This is a genomic window from Vibrio sp. 1401, assembly GCF_033340295.1.
In genome coordinates this window covers 21,076-40,312 of the sequence record NZ_JAWOWF010000041.1, presented here as the reverse complement: position 1 = coordinate 40,312, position 19,237 = coordinate 21,076, and the positions used below count along the sequence as shown (strand labels likewise).

Here is a 19,237-nt window from a genome sequence, read left to right as displayed (position 1 = left end):
CTGTTATTCCTTGTATGGTTGGCACTACACCTTAGATAAACAAAAAGCGCAAGTTGAAAACTCAACTTGCGCTTTTCAAAGCTTTGCTAGATAAGATTATCTAGTGAAGGAGCTTATGATTAGTGAGAACCACAGCTACCGCCGCCACAGCAGCCGCCTTCTTCTTCGTGATCGTGGTCATGATCGTGACCACCACAACAGCCACCACCTTGGTGGATGTGACCGTGTTCGATCTCTTCTGCTGTTGCTTCACGTGTAGACATAACTTCTACTTCGAAAGTTAGTGTTTGACCAGCTAACATATGGTTACCGTCAACAACCACTTCGTTGCCGTCAACTTCTGTTACTTCAACAGGGATTGGACCTTGGTCAGTGTCAGCTAGGAAGCGCATGCCAACTTCGATTTGCTCAACGCCTTGGAATACGTCCGCAGGAACGCGCTGTACTAGCGCATCGTTGTGCTCACCGTAAGCTTCTTCAGGAGCTACCGTTACTGAGAACTTGTCGCCAGCCACTTTACCTTCAAGTTCTTTTTCAAGACCGGTGATTAGGTTGTTGTGACCGTGAAGGTAATCTAGAGGTGCTTCTGCTGTTGATTGATCAACAACGACACCGTCTTCCATCATTACTTTGTATGCAAGGCTTGCAACAACGTTCTTTTCAATTTTCATACTAACTCCAGGGAGATTAATTGACTTAACCTGAATGGGGTTAAGTACTGAGATATCTGGGTGTATTATGGGGATCAATTATCGAAGTTCAATTACTCCGGCTTAAAAATTCCGATCATTTCCTGATCTGAGTGTTTATTTTTCTCTACAGATTGTGGTTTGCGCTGCTCTGTAAACTCACACTCGACACACTCAACTAATTCGATGTTATTTTCAATCCACCAGCGCAGGGTATCTTGCTGGCTGCAATTTGGGCAGCTAGCGCCGGCAATAAAACGTTTCTTGATTTTCACGCTATTTCCTTAGCTTGAGTCTTGGCTCAAGTACTACTTCCAATGATTAGGTGACTGATGGTCGCTCTCCATTTCACGACCAAATATTTCTTCTAGCTCTTTGCGTGCCTCTTTCGCCCTTTGAGCTAATTTCTTATCTTCATTGTGTTGAGGCAATAAGTCCTTAAGCATAGCATTATCCAACTTGCGAAAATGTGCTTCTGCCCGCTTTGCTTGATAAGGATGCATACCCAGTTCTACGAGCGCTTGGCGACCGAGATCTAGCGCCCCTAAAAATGTTTCACGAGAGTAATTCTCTACACCATGACTCATTAACTGGTAAGCCTCGACACGGCTTCTTGCTCGGGCTAACAACTTAAGTTTCGGGAAGTGCACGCGACAAATGTCCACGATAGCCATCACCTCATCAGGTGAATCAGTACAAATAATCAATGCTTCCGCTTTATCAGCACCAGCAGCCCTCAATAGGTCAATTTGTGTAGCATCGCCATAAAACACTTTGTAACCATACTTACGTAATAGGTGGATTTGGCTGGCATCACTTTCTAATACTGTCACTTTGATTTTATTGGCATACATTAAACGTCCGACGATCTGACCGAAACGTCCAAAGCCTGCAATGATAACGCGTGGTCGGCGATCCACGACTTTCGTGGTCATGCCCTCTTCTTCTTGATTCAGGGTATGAGCAAACCACTTCTTTTGTCCCATCAGCAAAAGAGGAGTCGTCACCATGGATAGACTGACCACCACCAACAGAAACGCCACTTGCTCTTTGGACAAAATGCCCTCTTGGCTCGCCGCGGTAAATATGACAAAGGCAAACTCACCGCCTTGGCTCAAAATTGCAGCCATACGGCTTCTCGCTTTGGCTCCAACACGGGCAGCTCTCGCCAATGCATACAAAACCAAACCCTTAACCACGACCAAAGCCACCACCGCACCGAGAATCTCTAAAGGATGTAATGCCAATAACCCCAAGTTTACCGCCATGCCCACCGCAATAAAGAATAACCCCAACAACAGACCTTTAAATGGCTCGATCGCGATTTCCAGCTCATGGCGATACTCACTCTCTGCCAGCAAAACGCCTGCTAAAAAAGTCCCCAATGCCATCGAAAGGCCGAGCTTTTGCATCACGACCGAAATGCCAAGCACGACTAAAAGTGCAGCAACGGTAAAGAGCTCACGAACGCCGCTCATCACGACAAAACGAAATAGCGGACGTAGTAAAAAGTGACCTCCAATCAACAGTGCTACCACACTGCCTAAAATAGTGAAGACATCCAACCAACTTCCACCACTATGCCCGCCTGCTAGCAAGGGCAACATCGCCAGCATCGGGATCACTGCAATATCTTGAAAGAGCAGCACCGCAAAACCAGATTGCCCCGTTTCGGTACCATTAAGCCCTTGCTCTTCAATGACTTTAAGCGCAATCGCCGTCGAGGACAGCGCCAACCCCATCCCGATCACTAAACTCACTTGCATGCTTACGCCAAACATACTGACGACACTACCAATCACGGCGGTCGTGACCACAACCTGCGCACCGCCTAAACCTAAAATCGGCCCTCGCATCTGCCACAATTTTTTAGGGTTTAATTCCAGCCCTATCAAAAACAGTAACAACACAACCCCAAGCTCGGCAAAATGCAAAATGGCATCAACGTCGCTAATTAAGCCAAGCCCCCATGGGCCAATCAACACACCAGCGAGTAAATAACCTAAAACCGAGCCAAGCCCAAGGCGCTGAGCAATCGGCACCGCAATAACCGCAGCCGAAAGAAAGACCACACTGCTTTGAAGAAACTCACTGGTGATCGCCATACTGACCTCCTCGATCTGCCGCTTGCCAGTTTTCAAGTGGGTTACTCAGCCATCCACGGTATAACTCGGCATGTTCGTAGCGTTCAATATCCGAAACATTTCTTGACCAATACAACACCAGAGGTTCAATCCAGTGCATTTGGCATAGGGCTGCCGTCAGTTCAAACGGTTGCAAGATTTGCTCAAGTTGGTATTTGTTGTACCCCTTCGCGCTGAAGGCTTCTTCTTTACCACCTGTTGTAATGACACTGCGCCAGTATTTTCCTTCTAGCGCCGCACCTCCGCCAAACGCAAAGCCTTTACCTAACACTCGGTCTAGCCACTCTTTTAATAGGGCTGGACATGAATACATATAAAGTGGGTGGTGAAATACAATCACATCGTGAGCGAGCAACAACTCATGTTCGTAATTCACATCAATAAAGAAATCGGGGTAAACACCGTAAAGATCGTGCACAGTGACGTGATCAAGCGACTGAGCTTTTTTTATCATCACTTGATTGGCAATCGAGTTATGTGGCTCTGGATGAGCATAAATGACCAGAACTTTTGGGAGAATAGACGGTGCAACAGCCAAATGGTCGTCCTTGTGGTTATTTTTATCCGTTATCAAATTGTTATACTTTTTTGTACAGCATAATGCAATTAAAGCGAATCAATCGACTTTTCCGGTCAATACCCCTACTATTCACCGCTAGATATATACCCAAGTGGCTTTAAAAACGATTGAAACCACTTCGCTATGTAACCAAGCAACGCGCACTGCGCAAAGTGAATGAAAACTTTATGATTACCTTCTCTGATATTCAGTTACTGCGTGGCGGTAAACCTCTTTTAGACCAAGCTTCTGCGACTATTCACCCTGGCGATAAAGTCGGTCTTGTGGGCAAAAACGGCTGCGGTAAATCAACGCTGTTTGCCCTACTGAAAGATGAACTGTCAATTGATGCAGGCTCATTTAGCCAACCTCAACATTGGGAGTTGGCCTGGGTCGCACAGGAAACACCTGCGCTAGAGCGCACTGCACTGGAATACGTCATTGATGGTGATCGCGAATACCGCGCTCTCGAAAAGCAGTTAGCTGAAGCAGAAACACAAGACAACGGAACCCTAGTTGCCGAGATACACGGTAAAATTGAAACCATTGGTGGTTACAGCATTCGCGCTCGCGCGGCAGAACTGCTCGATGGTTTAGGGTTCAGCCAAGAGCAAATGAGTTGGAGTTTGACCCAATTCTCGGGTGGTTGGCGTATGCGTCTTAACTTGGCTCAAGCGCTATTGTGTCGTTCTGATCTACTGCTACTCGACGAACCAACCAACCACTTGGATTTGGACGCGGTAATGTGGTTAGAGCGTTGGCTACAAAACTACCCTGGCACGCTGATTCTGATCTCGCACGACCGTGACTTCCTTGATCCAATTGTTGGTCGCATCATTCACATCGAGAATCAGCAGCTGAACGAATACACGGGTAACTACTCGTCATTCGAAAACCAACGCGCACAAAAGATGGTGCTGCAACAAGCGATGTTTGAAAAGCAACAGAAGCAGATGTCGCACATGCAAAGCTACATCGACCGCTTCCGTTACAAAGCATCAAAAGCACGCCAAGCCCAAAGCCGTATCAAAGCTTTGGAGCGCATGGAAAAAGTACTGCCAGCTCAATTCGATAACCCATTTAGCTTTCAATTCCGTGAGCCAGCTGCGCTGCCAAACCCAATCATGATGATGGATGAAGTATCTGCAGGTTACGGTGACAACCTCATCTTAGAGAAGATCCGCTTGAACTTGGTTCCTGGCAGTCGTATTGGTCTACTCGGCCGTAATGGTGCGGGTAAATCGACCTTAATCAAGTTGCTCTCTGGTGAACTTAACGCGCAAGGTGGTGACCTAACTTACTCACAAGGCGTGAAAATTGGTTACTTCGCTCAGCACCAGTTAGAAACGCTTCATCCTGAAGAAACGCCGCTGCAACACATGATGCAAATCGCACCCGATCAAACCGAACAGCAGCTACGTGATTACCTAGGTAGCTTTGGCTTCCAAGGTGACAAAGCACTAGAAAAAGTTGCGCCGTTTTCTGGTGGCGAAAAAGCCCGTTTGGTATTGGCTTTAATTGTGTGGCAAAAGCCAAACCTGTTGCTACTTGATGAACCGACCAACCACTTAGACTTGGACATGCGCCAAGCATTGACGATGGCACTGCAAACATTCGAAGGTGCGATGGTGATTGTTTCGCACGACCGCTATTTACTGCGCGCTACGACCGATGACTTGTATTTAGTGCATGATAGACAAGTTGCTCCGTTCGACGGTGACTTAAATGACTATTACAAATGGTTAACCGAACAACAAAGAGCGGAACGCAAAGAAGCGCAGGCCGCGCAGCCAAGCAAAGATACGGCCAACAGCGCAGCTGCGAAGAAAGAGCAAAAACGTCGCGATGCAGAGTTTCGAAAACAGACAGCGCCAATTCGCAAAACGCTGACACAACTAGAAAATAAAATGGATAAGTTAGGTGCTGCACTGGCCGAAGCTGAAGAACAATTGGCGGACAACTCACTGTATGCGGCCGAAAATAAAGCTAAACTTAACCAAGTGCTGGCACTTCAAGCTTCTAGTAAGGCTGAGCTCGAAGAAATTGAAATGGAATGGATGTCTGCTCAAGAAACGTTGGAGCAGATGGAGCTAGAGTTTAATCAATGAGTAATCAACACGCTGAATACACACTCACCCTAGAACACCTTTGGCAGTTTAGTCTGCAGTTTTATGGTGTGCGAGAAGTGAAAGAGGCGTGCTTATCATTGCAAAACAACTACCACGGTAACGTGAACCTACTCCTGCTGCTCAGATGGCTCGATGAGCAGCAACTCATTTTCCAAGAAAAAGACTGGCCCTTGGTGCAAGACTGTCTAGGTAGAAGCGAAACTTTACTTCACTCCTTTCGCGACCTTCGTCGCCACCTTAAGTCTCAAGTCAATGACGCTTTGTATCGTGAGACCTTGCAGTTTGAGCTGCAACTAGAAAAGCAGCAACAAGCGGATTTGGTGGACTGCATTAACTCACTTACACTACTCAAAAATGATGGTGACCCACTGACGTTGAGATACTGTCGTCAACTCGGTGGGGAGCATTTGCAGCAAGCCTTTGCTATTCCGGTGCCAAACATTCAACCACCAAAACGCCCATAAATCTGTAGAATACCTATAATCTTTATAAAGGATTATATTAATAAGTTCTTCAACGGACACCGAAGGACCGCATAAGAGCAGTTAGGTATGACACAATTTTTCGCAGCCGCCGGGATCAAAAACCCGCATCTCCAAACACTTTTGCCGCGTTTTATTCGCAAAAAAGCGTTATTTACGCCGATTTGGCAAACCCTCGATACATCCGATGGCGACTTTCTCGATCTCGCGTGGAGCGAGAACCCAACCCAAGAGCCTGCACAAAAAAAGCCGATTTTTGTTTTATTTCATGGATTAGAGGGGTGCTTCTATAGCCCTTATGCCAATGGGTTAATGAATGCATTTGCTCAATCTGGATGGCTGTCGGTGATGATGCATTTTCGTGGCTGCAGCGGTAAACCAAACAAAAAAGCACGAGCTTACCACTCGGGTGAAGTGACGGATGCTCGTTACTTCCTAGAGCACCTTGAACAACGTTTTCCTGATAATCCCAAAGTTGCAGTTGGTATTTCTCTTGGCGGTAACATGTTGGCGAATTATTTAGCCCAATATAAAGACCACCCTATTTTGAATGCAGCGACTATTATCTCAGCGCCTTTAGACCTAGCGGCGTGTGCAAACCGTATAGAACAAGGCTTTTCAAAAGTGTATCGCCGTTATCTGCTTTCTTCACTGAAACGTAACGCGTTACAAAAGCATCATCTACTGCATGGCGAGCTTGCGCTGTCCTACAACTCAATAAAACGTGTCACACGATTGTATGAATTCGATGATTTGATTACCGCACCATTGCATGGCTTCAAAGACGCACAAGATTATTACGACCAATGCTCTGGCTTAAGTAAACTACAGCAAATCACGCTACCCACACTGATCATCCATGCCAAAGACGATCCGTTCATGACCGACGATGTGATCCCGAAGTTTGTTCTGCCAGATAACATTGATTACCGTCTCTTTGAACACGGTGGCCATGTTGGCTTCCTGACAGGAACGGCGTTAAAACCTAAGTTTTGGTTGGAGGAAGCGCTGCCCGCGTATTACGAAAGTATCGCCGCAGATTACCTTTCTGCTGTATCCAAGCAACGAACGCAGTAAACTAGCCGCTCATCATAAAAGTTAGAGGTATTTATGATCATTCCATGGCAAGACATTGCGCCGGAAACATTGGAAAACTTAATTCGTGAATTCGTCTTACGCGAAGGAACGGATTACGGAACCGTCGAGGTTTCTTTGCAAGACAAAATTGATCAAGTCAAAGCTCAATTGGAAAAAGGTGAAGCGGTTATCGTGTTCTCTGAGCTACACGAAACCGTCGATATTCAACATAAAACAAAATTTTAGACCCTTCACATTTTACCGTATCCCACTCGATGACAAGGTATTGTTACGTGCTATAGTGGGATATCGACCGTGCAGTAGTAACTCTACTGCACATTACAGGTAAGTAATTTTCGACAAGGTTTGTCATGTCAGCTAAACACCCAATTATTGCGGTTACTGGTTCGTCCGGTGCCGGCACGACCACTACATCTGAAGCCTTCCGTAAAATGTTCAATATGATGAACGTTAAACCCGCATGGGTTGAAGGCGATAGCTTCCATCGCTTTACTCGCCCAGAGATGGACATCGAAATCCGCAAAGCCCGCGAGCAAGGTCGACACATTAGCTACTTTGGCCCACAAGCTAATGACTTCCCGGGATTAGAAGAGTTTTTCCGTAAGTTCGGGCATGACGGCACTGGCAGCGTGCGCCGTTATCTGCACACGTTTGACGAAGCGGTTCCCTACAATCAAATGCCAGGCACGTTTACACCGTGGCAAGACTTACCCGAAAACAGCGACGTGCTGTTTTATGAAGGGTTACATGGTGGCGTGGTCGATGGCGATGTTAATGTTGCTCAACATGTGGATTTCTTAATTGGCATGGTGCCGATTGTGAACTTAGAGTGGATCCAAAAATTCGTACGTGACACTCGCGATCGCGGCCATTCGCGTGAAGCGGTAATGGACTCAATCGTGCGATCCATGGACGATTACCTCAACTATATCACTCCGCAGTTTTCTCGTACTCACATCAACTTCCAGCGCGTACCGACCGTTGATACTTCCAACCCACTTAATGCAAAAGGCATCCCTAGTTTGGATGAGAGTTTTGTGGTGATTCGCCTACGCGGTATCAAGAATGTCGACTTCCCATATCTGCTGGCCATGATTGATGGCTCATTCATGTCACGCCACAACACGATTGTCGTACCCGGCGGTAAGATGAGCTTTGCAATGGAGCTCATAGTTCGGCCTATCCTACAACAGCTCATCGAAACAGGGAAAATTGGCTAAAAACCTGCCTGCGAAGATGTTTACTTTTCATACCGTGATCATGTGCACAGTTTTGCTTACAAAATCTCAATCATGGCACGATTAAAATCAAGAAATCGTTTTCGAAAAAGGATACTATTTCTTACCGAAACACAAGAGAGCTTGCAGCATATAAAAAGTGCTCTTATTCTAGTAGGCCTAATTCAGGCTTAGCTAAAATATGGATAGCGCAAGCGTACCCTGCAGAGGAAGTGAGATATTATGGTTCTAGGTAAACCTCAAACCGACCCAACATTAGAGTGGTTTCTTTCACACTGTCATATTCATAAGTACCCTTCAAAGAGCACGCTAATTCACGCGGGCGAAAAGGCAGAAACTTTGTACTACATCGTTAAAGGTTCTGTTGCGGTTCTTATCAAAGACGAAGAAGGTAAGGAGATGATCCTTTCTTACCTAAACCAAGGAGACTTTATTGGTGAACTTGGTCTATTCGAGGAAGACCAAGAGCGCACAGCTTGGGTTCGTGCTAAATCTCCTTGTGAAGTTGCTGAAATTTCTTTCAAGAAGTTCCGTCAGCTTATCCAAGTAAACCCAGACATCCTAATGCGTCTTTCTGCGCAGATGGCTCGTCGTCTTCAAGTAACTAGCCAAAAAGTGGGTGACCTGGCGTTCCTAGACGTAACTGGTCGTATCGCTCAGACGCTTCTGAACCTTGCAAAACAACCAGACGCAATGACTCACCCAGACGGCATGCAAATCAAGATCACTCGTCAAGAAATCGGTCAAATTGTTGGCTGTTCTCGTGAGACAGTAGGTCGTATCTTGAAGATGCTAGAAGAGCAGAACCTAATCTCTGCTCACGGTAAAACCATCGTGGTTTACGGTACTCGTTAATCTCGAACTAGAGTGACACGAACAAAATTATAAAAGCCACCAATGGCAACATTGGTGGCTTTTTATTTACTCATGACCAAATGAGATAGGGTGCAGCGAACACTAATGAGTAAGCTTAACAGGTTAACCCTAAAACTTAGCCATTCGTACTTTCAAAGATTTTGTCAGCTGAAGCGGCCACGAAACCTGGGTACAAATCACCATTTTCCATCGGATAGCGCTTAGCAAATTCATAAAACCCGCCAGGGATAATTTCAGTGCCTTCGCTAAAACGAACCGCTACTTTATCTGCCATGGTCGATGACTGCTCTAGCAACACCTCAGGAGTGCCCTTCACTTCACCACCATTTTCATTAATGGTAAACCCAGCGGTACGCAGATGATCGTTTACCTGCTTCACTTCTTCATATTCATTGAGCTGGTTAACGCTCACCGTGAAGTGGTTTGCTCCGTAACCATGCGCCGCAAGCCAAGATGCGTACTCACTTTCTTTAGCCAACGTTTGGTAATCAGCAAAGCTTAAATCCCACAAGCGTCCACCATGTAAGAATGCGCTATCTTTCAGCTTGTCAGCATCGATTTGTGCCACCAAATTTTTCACAATCTCTTGTAGCTCAGGCGAGCACTCTTCAACTTTTAGCTCACTAATAAATACTTTAGGTTGCTTCGGATCTGGGTGCTCATAGTGCTTAGCAACCAGCTTTTTGCTTTCGAAAATGTAATCACCACACGCCTTGTAACCAATAGCTACAAATGGCTTAGCTAGAGTTTCAATACCAAGAGGCGCGATATTGAAGGTACGTAAAGCTATATGATCATTAATCAGAGGCTCATCTTCTTGAAGCAGCTGATGCACTTTAGCAGCCGAAGGGCAAAGACGTTGAATGTAATCTTGCCATAGCGATTCAAATAACACATCGGGCGTCATAACGACTCCTTGTTACGAGATGTAGAGTTTAAAGGTAAGCGGAAGTTGGCTGCTCGTTCACAACAAAAGTTGTCCAGAATAATGAACGAGCAACCATCAACCTGTGACGGTAAATGCCAGTCAGTCAACACGCTTTTCCGAGTCTTTGCTCACTTTTCGTGTTCTGCCAACGATCACTACAACCCATACCTAAATGATGCGCCGGCAAGGTGAGCCGCAATGCATAGTTGCGACTCTATTATTAAAACTTATAGCGCTACACCTGGACTCAATGTTGCAGGCAAGACAGTTTCTTGACCTTCCATTGATGCCATTGGGTACGCACAGTAATCTGCTGCGTAGTAAGCGCTTGGGCGCAAGTTACCCGACGCCCCCGGACCACCAAATGGCGCATCACCGCTTGCCCCAGTAAGCTGGCGGTTACGGTTCACGATTCCTGCACGAATGTGGTCAACGAAGTATTCCCATTCTTGGTCGTCGGTTGAAACCAAACCAGCAGATAAGCCAAAGCGCGTATCGTTTGCTAGCGCCACGGCTTTGTCTAATCCTTCGTAGCGCACCACTTGCAGAAGTGGGCCGAAGTACTCTTCATCTGGTAACTCAGCAATGTTCGTTACATCAATGATGCCTGGAGAAACAAACGCCGCCTCTCCTGCTTTCGCTTCAATCAAGCTTTCACCGCCAAGAGACTGTAGATTAGCTTGTGCATCAAGAATAAACTTGGCTGCCGCGACCGAAATTTGCGGTCCCATAAATGGCGCAGGTTCTGCAAATGGTTGGTCTACGCGAATATTGCGTGTCGCTTCAACGAGTTTGGTGATAAGCGCATCGCCTTTTTCACCCAATGGCACATACAAACGACGAGCACACGTACAACGCTGCCCAGCACTGATAAACGCTGACTGGATGATGGTGTAAACCGTGGCATCCAAATCACCATATTTATCAGAGATCACCATCGGGTTATTACCACCCATTTCTAGTGCGAGCATCTTGCCCGGTTGACCCGCAAATTGACGGTGTAATACATGCCCCGTATTTGCGCTACCCGTAAACAGTACGCCATCGATGCCTTTTGCGTCAGCGAGCGCGATACCAGTTTCTTTCGCGCCTTGAACAAGGTTAATCACGCCTTTCGGCAGACCGGCTTCTTCCCATAGCTTCATTGCCAATTCACCCGTCCATGGCGTTTGCTCAGACGGTTTGAAGACTACCGTGTTACCAGCCAGTAGCGCAGGCACAATGTGACCATTTGGTAGGTGGCCTGGGAAGTTGTAAGGACCAAACACCGCCATCACGCCCAATGGGCGGTGGCGCAATACGATTTGGTTGCCTGCTGCTTCACGGCTCGCCTCACCAGTGCGGTCATGATAAGCGCGAATCGAAATGGCAATTTTACCTGCCATTGCCGCTGCTTCAGTGCGCGTTTCCCAAATTGGCTTACCAGTTTCTTTGGCAATGAGTTCGGCGATTTTTTCGCTGTTCTCTTTTACTTTCTCCGCAAAAGCCAACACGATTGCCTCACGCTCTGAAAATGGGCGCTTTTTCCAGTCAATAAACGCTTCACGCGCTGCAGATACCGCCTGGTTCACCTGCTCTGCCGTTGCACCTTTGCCTTGCCAGATCACTTCTTGGTTGTACGGCGACAGAGACGTAAATGCTTCACCCTGACCTTGTACCCATTCACCTGCAATCCAATGTGTCATTGTTTCTATCCTTAAATTCTGTCGTCTGTTACTGCGGAAGAAGGCGAACGAAATCCCCTTCTTCAACCGAAAGTGCATCCGCAACGTCTGGTGCGATCATTACGCTCTGTGTCTCTGCGTCATACGCCGCCTTAGTGACTGTCGCACGGAAGTTCTCGAAAGATGAATTACACATCAAGAAGTCTTGTGTGCTGGAATGTTCAGAGATTTTGACTTGCGCGCGGAATGAATGACGTACCGACTCAATATTACGCAGATCACACTCAACCGTTGGGCCACCATCGAAGATGTCGACGTAGCCTCGGTTGGTAAAACCTTCACGCTCAAGCAGCTTCAGCGCTGGACGCGTGTTGTCATGTACTTGACCAATCACGGCTTGCGCTTCTGGGCTGAGCAGATTGATGTAAATAGGCAGTTTCGGCATCAAGTCGGCGATAAAGCCTTTCTTGCCGATACCTGTCAGGTAATCTGCAAGAGTGAAATCGATAGAGAAGAAATGCTCTTGAAGCCATTGCCAGAATGGTGAATTACCCTCGTCGTCTGAAACGCCACGCATCTCCGCAAAGATCGTTTCAGAGAAGCGCTCTGGGTGCTCTGCCATCATTAGGAAACGACACTTCGACATTAGACGACCATTCAGACCTTGGCGGAATTTCTCACGCAAGAACAAGGTACAAATTTCGCTGTTACCAGTGTAGTTATTACCAAAAGTAAGCAGTTTAACGACGTTGTTAACGCCAAGCTTTGGCGACGAGTGCACAACTTTACTAATGTGATATGAGTAAAATGGGACATCCCAGCCGATAGATGCTTCGATTCCGGTGGTACCCGCAACCTCACCCGTTTCAGAGTCAAAGCCAACCATCAGGTAGCCTTCATCGCCTGGTTCTGCCACATCTGGCTTACCAAAGCTGTACTCTGAATGTTTGATTCGATTGGTTAACAGTTCTTCGTTAACCGGTAGAGATGTAAATCCGTGACCAGACTCCACCGCACAAGTGTGCAGTGCGTCGTAATCCGACATCGCGATAGGGCGAACTACTAGCATCAATACTCCCTCCAGATGCAAGAAGATCCTAACTATATTGTAGGAACAATTCCCCCATCAGAGATCCTTGACGGGGGTGTCTGCGTTGACGTTTAAACTGATATCGCGCTTAAACTAAAGTCGCGATCGCTTTATCCAGTTTCGCCAAGCCTTCTTCAATTTCTTGTTGTGTGATAACGAGTGATGGTGTGAAACGTACGACATTGGCACCCGCAACCAATACCATGAGACCTTGTTTACCTGCAGCAACCAGCACGTCACGCGCACGGCCTTGCCATTCTTCATTTAGTGCAGCGCCAAGTAATAGGCCTTGACCGCGCACTTCTGAGAAGATGTTGTACTTCGCGTTGATCTTCTCTAGACCTTCACGGAACATTGCTTCGCGTTCTAGTACACCAGCCAAAACCTCTGGCTTAGTGACTTCATTTACAACCGCTTCTGCAACCGCACACGCTAGTGGGTTACCGCCATATGTAGAACCGTGAGTGCCCACTTTCATGTGCTCTGCCAATTTTGCTGTCGTTAGCATTGCACCGATTGGGAAACCGCCACCAAGTGATTTCGCAGTACTTAGAATATCTGGCGTGATACCTAAACCTTGGTAAGCGTAGAAGTTACCTGTTCGGCCATTACCAGTTTGCACTTCATCGAAGATCAGTAAGGCGTTGTGTTTGTCACACAGCTCGCGAACCGCTTGAGCGAACTCAGGCGTTGGTGGCACGATGCCGCCTTCACCTTGTAGTGGCTCCATCATGACCGCACAAGTACGATCAGACATGTGTGCTTGTAAAGCTTCGATATCGTTGTAAGGAAGGTGTGTCACGTCGCCTGGCTTAGGACCGAAGCCGTCAGAGTATGCCGCTTGGCCACCAACCGTTACGGTAAAGAATGTACGACCGTGGAAACCTTGTTTGAATGCAATGATTTCAGATTTCTCAGTGCCATGAACGTCTGCTGCATAACGACGTGCCAGCTTCAAAGCGGCTTCGTTTGCTTCTGCGCCAGAGTTAGCAAAGAACACACGCTCAGCAAAACTCACTTCTGTTAGCTTTTTCGCCAGACGAAGGGCTGGTTCGTTCGTCATAACGTTACTTAAGTGCCAAAGCTTGTTAGCTTGCTCTGTTAGTGCGTTTACCATTACTGGATGACAATGGCCAAGACAGCTCACTGCAATACCACCAGCAAAGTCGATGTATTCATTACCTTCCTGATCCCAAACACGTGAACCTTCACCTTTAACAGGGATCATTTCCATCGGGTTATAGCAAGGTACCATTACCTCATCGAATAAACCGCGCTCTACTTTAATTTCCGTTGTCATTGCACATTCCTTCTTGATACCGCATGCGTAGCAGATAAGCGAATTTAACCGGCTCTCTTTGCCAGCAAATAATGTTTTGCATTTAAGCTATTGCGGCATTGTATTTACATTTAATTAACCATTTCAATAGTGATTTATTCTTTTCGTTCTCGAAAGCAACTTCCATTAATCACTGCTTATGAATATTTACGCATCAAGAAAGTAAAATAGAGAAGTGATTTTTTATAAATGTTATGTAATACAGGGGATAGAAGGTTTAAAAAGACATGAATAGACAAAGAGACTCGAGAGAATCGCATAGTTTTGCAATCCGCTCACCTCAGCAAAAAGATGAATGATTTGTTAAGAAAAGTGATCGCGATCAGATCGCTTTGCGTGCTAAAAAGTTCGCAAGCAACTCGTGACCTTGCTCAGTTTTGATTGATTCTGGGTGGAACTGCACCGCATCAATTGGCAAGGCTTTATGTTGGTAACCCATTATTTCATCCATGCTTCCGTCCGGCAGTTCTGTCCATGCAGTCAGTTCAAACACGTCGGGTAAAGTACCGTTTTTCACCACAAGAGAGTGATAACGGGTTACCGTGAGTGGGTTATTCAGATTTTTAAACACACTACGACCGTTATGACGAATCGGTGAGGTCTTACCGTGCATCACTTGTCGTGCACGTACCACTTCACCCCCAAACACTTGCGCTATCGCTTGGTGACCAAGGCAAACACCCAATATTGGAAGCTTACCAGCGAAGTGTTCTATCGCTTTCAGTGAAATACCTGCTTCGTTCGGCGTACATGGCCCTGGCGAGATCACCAAATGAGTTGGGTTGAGCGCCTCAATGCCTTGGATATCGATTTCATCGTTACGCACCACCTTTACGTCTGCACCAAGCTCGCAGAAGTATTGGTAAAGGTTGTAGGTAAAAGAGTCGTAGTTATCGATGATCAACAACATAAAGGGTCGGTTGCTCCAATCCGTTTTGGCAATGCTTACGTAGTGAATCGCCACGTTCGTGACAATCAAGGGCGGTATTTTGCTATACCAAGCAAGAAAGGCAAGTTTTTGCTGAATAAAAAGGCCAGCATAGGCTGGCCTTTGGTCTTTACAGCTATTTAGGAACTGTTTGTCAGGAAGTAAATTCGCTTAGCGGCGACGACGGAATAAGCCGAGACCTAGCAGCGCAAATAGCGCGCCAAAGCCAAATGAACCACCATCATCATCATCGTCTGATGGGTTAGTGCTCGACGGCTCTAGCGTAACATCGCGAGAATCACTGAACTTAACCGTGTTACCGGTAGAATCTGTCACTTTCTCTTCTAGAACGTACTGACCTTCCGTTGGTGCTTTGTCGAATTCCACACTCACGCTACGAGCATCAATGTCTGTTTGTGTCAGAGTTGCACTCGCTTCGTAACCATCAGTATCAGACGTTGACGACGCCGCTTGAGTTGCTTCCGTTAGGCTTACCGTCACGATATCACCGACAACTGCGTTTGGTGGTAGACGAACTTCCACTGCTAGGTTTTCACCTGAGCTTGGTAGATCGATATCTGTATCTGGTAAATCAATCGCGATGATCACTGGATCGTGGTCAGAGGCAGAGAACGCATCTTTGTACTTCGGCATATCACCTGTGTACTTGCTGCTGTATTCGAACAAGTTACTCTCTAGTGAGTTGATGTGCCAATCTTCAATTGCTACCACTTTTTGCGCTAGGCTGCTGCTTGCCAATGCGTGGTCCAAATTACCCAGCTCGCCCGAATAGGTGTAAGAAAACGTATCAGTGCCGTGCAGCAACGTGTTTAAGTTGTGCAGACCGTAACCTTTTTCAATTTTGGTCTTCTCTACTTGAAGTTCACCATCACCAATGGTTGTGTAAGCAGCAGTATAAATGTCACGGCCGTATTTCTCTTTCGAGTAATCAGTCAGTGTCAGAAGTGGGTCTTCCATGCCATAAGCATTGAGGTCGCCCATGAGCAATACATCGCCTTTCACCTCTTTCAACGCTTCACCCACTGCGTGCGCAGCAGAAACGCGGAAGTTGTTACAGTTGCCTTGCAGATCCGCTGGCTCAGAATCTTCTACACCGGCAATCCACTCTTCAATACACTCAGAGCCTTTCGACTTAAAGTGGTTTACGACAATAGACAAATCTTCACCCGTCTCTTTCACCGTAAAGGTCTGAAGTAGACTGTGGCGTTGGTACTTATCGTAAGCAGGGTTACTTTCTGTGCCCTCTTTACGAGTAATTGTGTTTTCTGCAATGTGCTGCTCTGGCGTGATGATCACTTTTGCAGCGTCTTTTGGCGTTACTGCGTTAGCACGATATAAAATCGCCACCATGATCGCATCACTGCCAAAGTATTCGTCTTGGTATTTGTCTTGCTCTTCGATTTCGACATACGTGTAATGATCTTCAGCGTCATCAATCTCAGCATTTAGGGCATCAACTAAGTTTTGGATAGCACTGCCATCACCAAAGCCGTTGTTTTCCACTTCCATCAAACCAATAACGTCTGCGTCCATCTTGTTCATCGCCGCAACGATTTTCGCTTGCTGGATCAGGAATTCGTCTAGATTAGTCGCACCGCGGTTTTGTCCGGTTGGGTTTTCATGACCACTGTCAGCCACGGAGTTGAAGTAGTTCAGTACGTTGAAGCTTGCAATACGCAAATCTGAGTCCGCAATCGCTGGGGCATCTTTACGAGCCACGTCGAAGCCTTCACCTGAAGTCACGAAGTTGGTGTTATCAACTTCATTGGTCGCAATCAGGCGGTATTCGTTGTAGCTGTAAGCCACGACGCCCTGCAGACCTTCTACTCGCGAACCAAGACGAATGTGCTGCTCAGAAGAGCCATCTTGGTCTGCATCTTTAGCAAAATCAGGGTAGTAAGGAATTTGGCCGTTTGGTGCTTTGCCATCTGATTCTAGGTATACGCGGTTTGCTGCGTTGTCTTTTGCTAGCTCAACGGTCGCATCGCTCTCTGCTGCGTGTAATTGAGTCGGCTTTAACAATGGCGCTTCATGAGAGAGCATCATATTGTTACGACGTGAATCGTAGTCGTAAGAGAAGTTTCGAGTTACAAACAAGTCACTTGCCGAGGTTAACTCAACTTGCATCCCTTCATGACGCTCAAGCGCATCACGTAGTGTCTCACCTTCTTTGATAACAAGATCGGTAACTCGAGGGGTTTCAGAGGTGCCTGTTTTCACATAGCTGTTAGCATCAGAAGCAAGCTGAGTATTGCTGTAATACTCTTGAACTTTACCTTTCACACAAACAACATCACCAGCTTTCAGCGCCGTGTCTGCCGCGTCAGTATGAATGAACAAGCCTTCTGAGGTCTTGTCGTTGTTGTCGCTTTCTAATGCTTGTAGGTAGAAACCTTTGGTTAGGCCAGTGGTAACAGCAGTCACGACACCCGTTACGAAATGATCTTCGTCAGTAATGTATGGGTAACCATCAATGAATGGAGACGTATCGCCTTCACCTTGAATATCTTGGATGGTAGTGAAGTTAGGTTGCTGACCGTCGACTTCACAAGCGAATGGTGCTGGTGGCTCAGTCGCATTTAGCTCACCAAGGCCGTCAATGTTGTCTTTCTCAAATGCCGTCCACTGAGATGCATCATAAGTAGCAGAAGGGGTTAGTGCATCACTGTTACGAACTAATGTGGTGTCTTTACCAAAATCTACGTCACCCATCACACCGATGATGTCGTGCACTTCACCATCTTTCAGCAGTGCGATCGGGTCGTCACCGTTAAAGTTCGCAACGCTTTTATCTGTGATATCCGAGACAGCTTTGATGGTATCGCTCGCGTCACCATGCGCCAGTACATACACTTGGTTAGCTTGTAGCGTCACTTGGCTAAGGTCGAATGTGCTACCCCAAGTACCACCACCGTTTGATGATTTCGCCAACTCGTAGCCAGTGAGTGTCACCGCAGTATCACCCGTATTAGCGATCTCTACCGCTTTATTATAAGCGCCGCCTTCTACGTATTGGGAAATAATAATCTCTGCGTTCGCGTTTGCACTAAGTGCACTGGCGATGGTTAATGCGAGTATTGAGGGTTTGATTAACGTGTCCATTGTCATACCTGATATTTATGTAAATGCAAACTTAGCTCTGGTTAGAGCCTGCCATTTGCGTCTACTATCAGGTTTATTTATGAAATAAATAAGAATGAGTAATTAAAGCCGTGAAATGAATCACATGTGAATATAAGAAAATATGCCAGAGCATCCCATTCAAACATTTTTTGTAATAAATACAGAGCGCTATTGATAAACAAGTCAGAATTTAGATTGATTACTCAGTTTACTTTTTCACTTCATGTTAAGGAGTAGAAAATACATCACTTGTTGAGTTGCTTATTAACCCAACCGTTCCTGTTACAAATAAAAATATAATTAGTCACTAATTTAGAATGCTTTAATTTTCACTTGTATCACTGTTCAAGCCCAAGAATCTATTACTCGCTTCGTTCTCTCTTATATAGGCCCCTCATACTTCAAAGTTTTCATGATTTATTCAATAACTTTTCATTACTCACTAGCCAAAAACATACACAAAAGATATAACACCTGCGCGAGACAATAAGATCTCATTAGCTGTAAACCCAGGAACGACAAATGAAAAAAATTCAACGCAGTGTGCTAGCTCTCTCCCTACTTGGCTTGATAGCGGGGTGTCAGTTGACCGCCAGTGAGCCACTTCAACCTACGGCGAATCAAGACATCATCGAATCAGCCAAAAATGAACTGGATGGTATTGAAGAGCTAGAAGTCAGTGACGAGGGTGTTATTACCTTTACTCAGCGTCTAAGAACGCCAGGAACCTACTGGATTCCAGCGAGAATTAAAGAACTCAGCTACGATATATCATGCGTACAGCTTAGTTACTTCATTGATAGAGGCATGGTTGTGAAGTCTGCCTTTCTAGGGGCTCGAGGACGTGTTGAATATTACGACATGGAACGCTGTATGAAAGACACACCATTTCAGTAATACAGGCATAAAAAAAGCTCCACCAAAGTGGA

At 46.2% G+C, this 19,237-nt stretch carries 17 protein-coding genes; 7 read left to right on the top strand and 10 right to left on the bottom strand.

Annotated features, from left to right (window positions below; all coding sequences use genetic code 11):
* Positions 1-119: 119 nt before the first annotated feature.
* The 4 genes from slyD to kefG form a co-directional block, all read right to left on the bottom strand.
* Positions 120-671, bottom strand: coding sequence for a peptidylprolyl isomerase (gene slyD, locus R7Z77_RS18305; protein ID WP_005381451.1), 552 nt, complete (start codon positions 669-671; stop codon positions 120-122).
* 92 nt (positions 672-763) lie between these two features.
* A complete protein-coding gene (locus R7Z77_RS18300) occupies positions 764-964 on the bottom strand; it encodes a YheV family putative zinc ribbon protein (protein ID WP_005381449.1) in 201 nt (66 codons plus the stop codon).
* A 33-nt stretch (positions 965-997) separates the two neighbouring features.
* On the bottom strand, positions 998-2,794 hold the full coding sequence (gene kefB / locus R7Z77_RS18295) for a glutathione-regulated potassium-efflux system protein KefB (RefSeq protein ID WP_017633740.1): 1,797 nt from the start codon (positions 2,792-2,794) through the stop codon (positions 998-1,000).
* A complete protein-coding gene (gene kefG / locus R7Z77_RS18290) occupies positions 2,778-3,371 on the bottom strand; it encodes a glutathione-regulated potassium-efflux system ancillary protein KefG (protein ID WP_213896549.1) in 594 nt (197 codons plus the stop codon). Before kefG ends, kefB begins: the two co-directional genes overlap by 17 nt.
* A 209-nt stretch (positions 3,372-3,580) precedes the next feature.
* On the opposite strand from kefG, the gene R7Z77_RS18285 reads away from it, so the two are divergent.
* From R7Z77_RS18285 to crp, 6 genes are all read left to right on the top strand, one after another.
* Positions 3,581-5,500, top strand: coding sequence for an ABC transporter ATP-binding protein (locus R7Z77_RS18285; protein WP_042523641.1), 1,920 nt, complete (start codon positions 3,581-3,583; stop codon positions 5,498-5,500).
* Entirely contained in the window at positions 5,497-5,985 is a 489-nt protein-coding gene (locus R7Z77_RS18280; RefSeq protein WP_005381440.1) for a TIGR02444 family protein, read from the top strand. The genes R7Z77_RS18285 and R7Z77_RS18280 overlap by 4 nt, the downstream gene beginning before the upstream one ends.
* An 87-nt stretch (positions 5,986-6,072) precedes the next feature.
* The gene (locus R7Z77_RS18275) at positions 6,073-7,080 is read left to right on the top strand and encodes a hydrolase (protein ID WP_064354369.1); all 1,008 of its coding nucleotides are present in this window, start codon (positions 6,073-6,075) and stop codon (positions 7,078-7,080) included.
* A 33-nt stretch (positions 7,081-7,113) separates the two neighbouring features.
* Positions 7,114-7,326 (top strand): YheU family protein, encoded by a 213-nt coding sequence (locus R7Z77_RS18270; protein WP_005382815.1) that lies wholly within the window; start codon positions 7,114-7,116, stop codon positions 7,324-7,326.
* 125 nt (positions 7,327-7,451) lie between these two features.
* Positions 7,452-8,321: a phosphoribulokinase gene (locus R7Z77_RS18265; protein ID WP_005381434.1), complete on the top strand. Its 870-nt coding sequence runs from the start codon at positions 7,452-7,454 to the stop codon at positions 8,319-8,321.
* Between the two features lie 240 nt (positions 8,322-8,561).
* Entirely contained in the window at positions 8,562-9,194 is a 633-nt protein-coding gene (gene crp, locus R7Z77_RS18260; protein ID WP_005381432.1) for a cAMP-activated global transcriptional regulator CRP, read from the top strand.
* Positions 9,195-9,330: 136 nt separating this feature from the next.
* Here the strand turns inward: crp and R7Z77_RS18255 are convergent, their stop codons facing one another.
* From R7Z77_RS18255 to R7Z77_RS18230, 6 genes are all read right to left on the bottom strand, one after another.
* Positions 9,331-10,122: a DUF1338 domain-containing protein gene (locus R7Z77_RS18255; RefSeq protein ID WP_064354370.1), complete on the bottom strand. Its 792-nt coding sequence runs from the start codon at positions 10,120-10,122 to the stop codon at positions 9,331-9,333.
* Positions 10,123-10,370: 248 nt separating this feature from the next.
* Positions 10,371-11,828 carry a succinylglutamate-semialdehyde dehydrogenase gene (astD, locus tag R7Z77_RS18250; protein ID WP_318136781.1) on the bottom strand — a complete coding sequence of 486 codons (1,458 nt, stop codon included), beginning with the start codon at positions 11,826-11,828 and terminating at the stop codon, positions 10,371-10,373.
* 28 nt (positions 11,829-11,856) lie between these two features.
* Entirely contained in the window at positions 11,857-12,876 is a 1,020-nt protein-coding gene (astA, locus tag R7Z77_RS18245; RefSeq protein ID WP_005381422.1) for an arginine N-succinyltransferase, read from the bottom strand.
* Positions 12,877-12,985: 109 nt separating this feature from the next.
* Complete coding sequence (locus tag R7Z77_RS18240; RefSeq protein WP_005381420.1) at positions 12,986-14,197, bottom strand: aspartate aminotransferase family protein; 1,212 nt, start codon at positions 14,195-14,197, stop codon at positions 12,986-12,988.
* A 361-nt stretch (positions 14,198-14,558) separates the two neighbouring features.
* Entirely contained in the window at positions 14,559-15,146 is a 588-nt protein-coding gene (locus R7Z77_RS18235; RefSeq protein WP_031780782.1) for an aminodeoxychorismate/anthranilate synthase component II, read from the bottom strand.
* Positions 15,147-15,335: 189 nt separating this feature from the next.
* A complete protein-coding gene (locus R7Z77_RS18230) occupies positions 15,336-18,287 on the bottom strand; it encodes an ExeM/NucH family extracellular endonuclease (protein WP_318136780.1) in 2,952 nt (983 codons plus the stop codon).
* 543 nt (positions 18,288-18,830) lie between these two features.
* Here R7Z77_RS18230 and R7Z77_RS18225 point away from each other — a divergent pair.
* Positions 18,831-19,205, top strand: coding sequence for a hypothetical protein (locus tag R7Z77_RS18225; protein ID WP_005381401.1), 375 nt, complete (start codon positions 18,831-18,833; stop codon positions 19,203-19,205).
* The last annotated feature ends 32 nt before the right edge of the window (positions 19,206-19,237 follow it).

What these genes read in the sequence shown, in the direction of transcription:
- slyD (WP_005381451.1), bottom strand. Translation starts at nt 671, where the DNA reads ATGAAAATTGAAAAGAACGTTGTTGCAAGCCTTGCATACAAAGTAATG.
- kefB (WP_017633740.1), bottom strand. Translation starts at nt 2,794, where the DNA reads ATGGCGATCACCAGTGAGTTTCTTCAAAGCAGTGTGGTCTTTCTTTCG.
- R7Z77_RS18285 (WP_042523641.1), top strand. Translation starts at nt 3,581, where the DNA reads ATGATTACCTTCTCTGATATTCAGTTACTGCGTGGCGGTAAACCTCTT.
- R7Z77_RS18280 (WP_005381440.1), top strand. Translation starts at nt 5,497, where the DNA reads ATGAGTAATCAACACGCTGAATACACACTCACCCTAGAACACCTTTGG.
- R7Z77_RS18275 (WP_064354369.1), top strand. Translation starts at nt 6,073, where the DNA reads ATGACACAATTTTTCGCAGCCGCCGGGATCAAAAACCCGCATCTCCAA.
- R7Z77_RS18270 (WP_005382815.1), top strand. Translation starts at nt 7,114, where the DNA reads ATGATCATTCCATGGCAAGACATTGCGCCGGAAACATTGGAAAACTTA.
- R7Z77_RS18265 (WP_005381434.1), top strand. Translation starts at nt 7,452, where the DNA reads ATGTCAGCTAAACACCCAATTATTGCGGTTACTGGTTCGTCCGGTGCC.
- crp (WP_005381432.1), top strand. Translation starts at nt 8,562, where the DNA reads ATGGTTCTAGGTAAACCTCAAACCGACCCAACATTAGAGTGGTTTCTT.
- R7Z77_RS18255 (WP_064354370.1), bottom strand. Translation starts at nt 10,122, where the DNA reads ATGACGCCCGATGTGTTATTTGAATCGCTATGGCAAGATTACATTCAA.
- astD (WP_318136781.1), bottom strand. Translation starts at nt 11,828, where the DNA reads ATGACACATTGGATTGCAGGTGAATGGGTACAAGGTCAGGGTGAAGCA.
- astA (WP_005381422.1), bottom strand. Translation starts at nt 12,876, where the DNA reads ATGCTAGTAGTTCGCCCTATCGCGATGTCGGATTACGACGCACTGCAC.
- R7Z77_RS18240 (WP_005381420.1), bottom strand. Translation starts at nt 14,197, where the DNA reads ATGACAACGGAAATTAAAGTAGAGCGCGGTTTATTCGATGAGGTAATG.
- R7Z77_RS18235 (WP_031780782.1), bottom strand. Translation starts at nt 15,146, where the DNA reads ATGTTGTTGATCATCGATAACTACGACTCTTTTACCTACAACCTTTAC.
- R7Z77_RS18230 (WP_318136780.1), bottom strand. Translation starts at nt 18,287, where the DNA reads ATGGACACGTTAATCAAACCCTCAATACTCGCATTAACCATCGCCAGT.
- R7Z77_RS18225 (WP_005381401.1), top strand. Translation starts at nt 18,831, where the DNA reads ATGAAAAAAATTCAACGCAGTGTGCTAGCTCTCTCCCTACTTGGCTTG.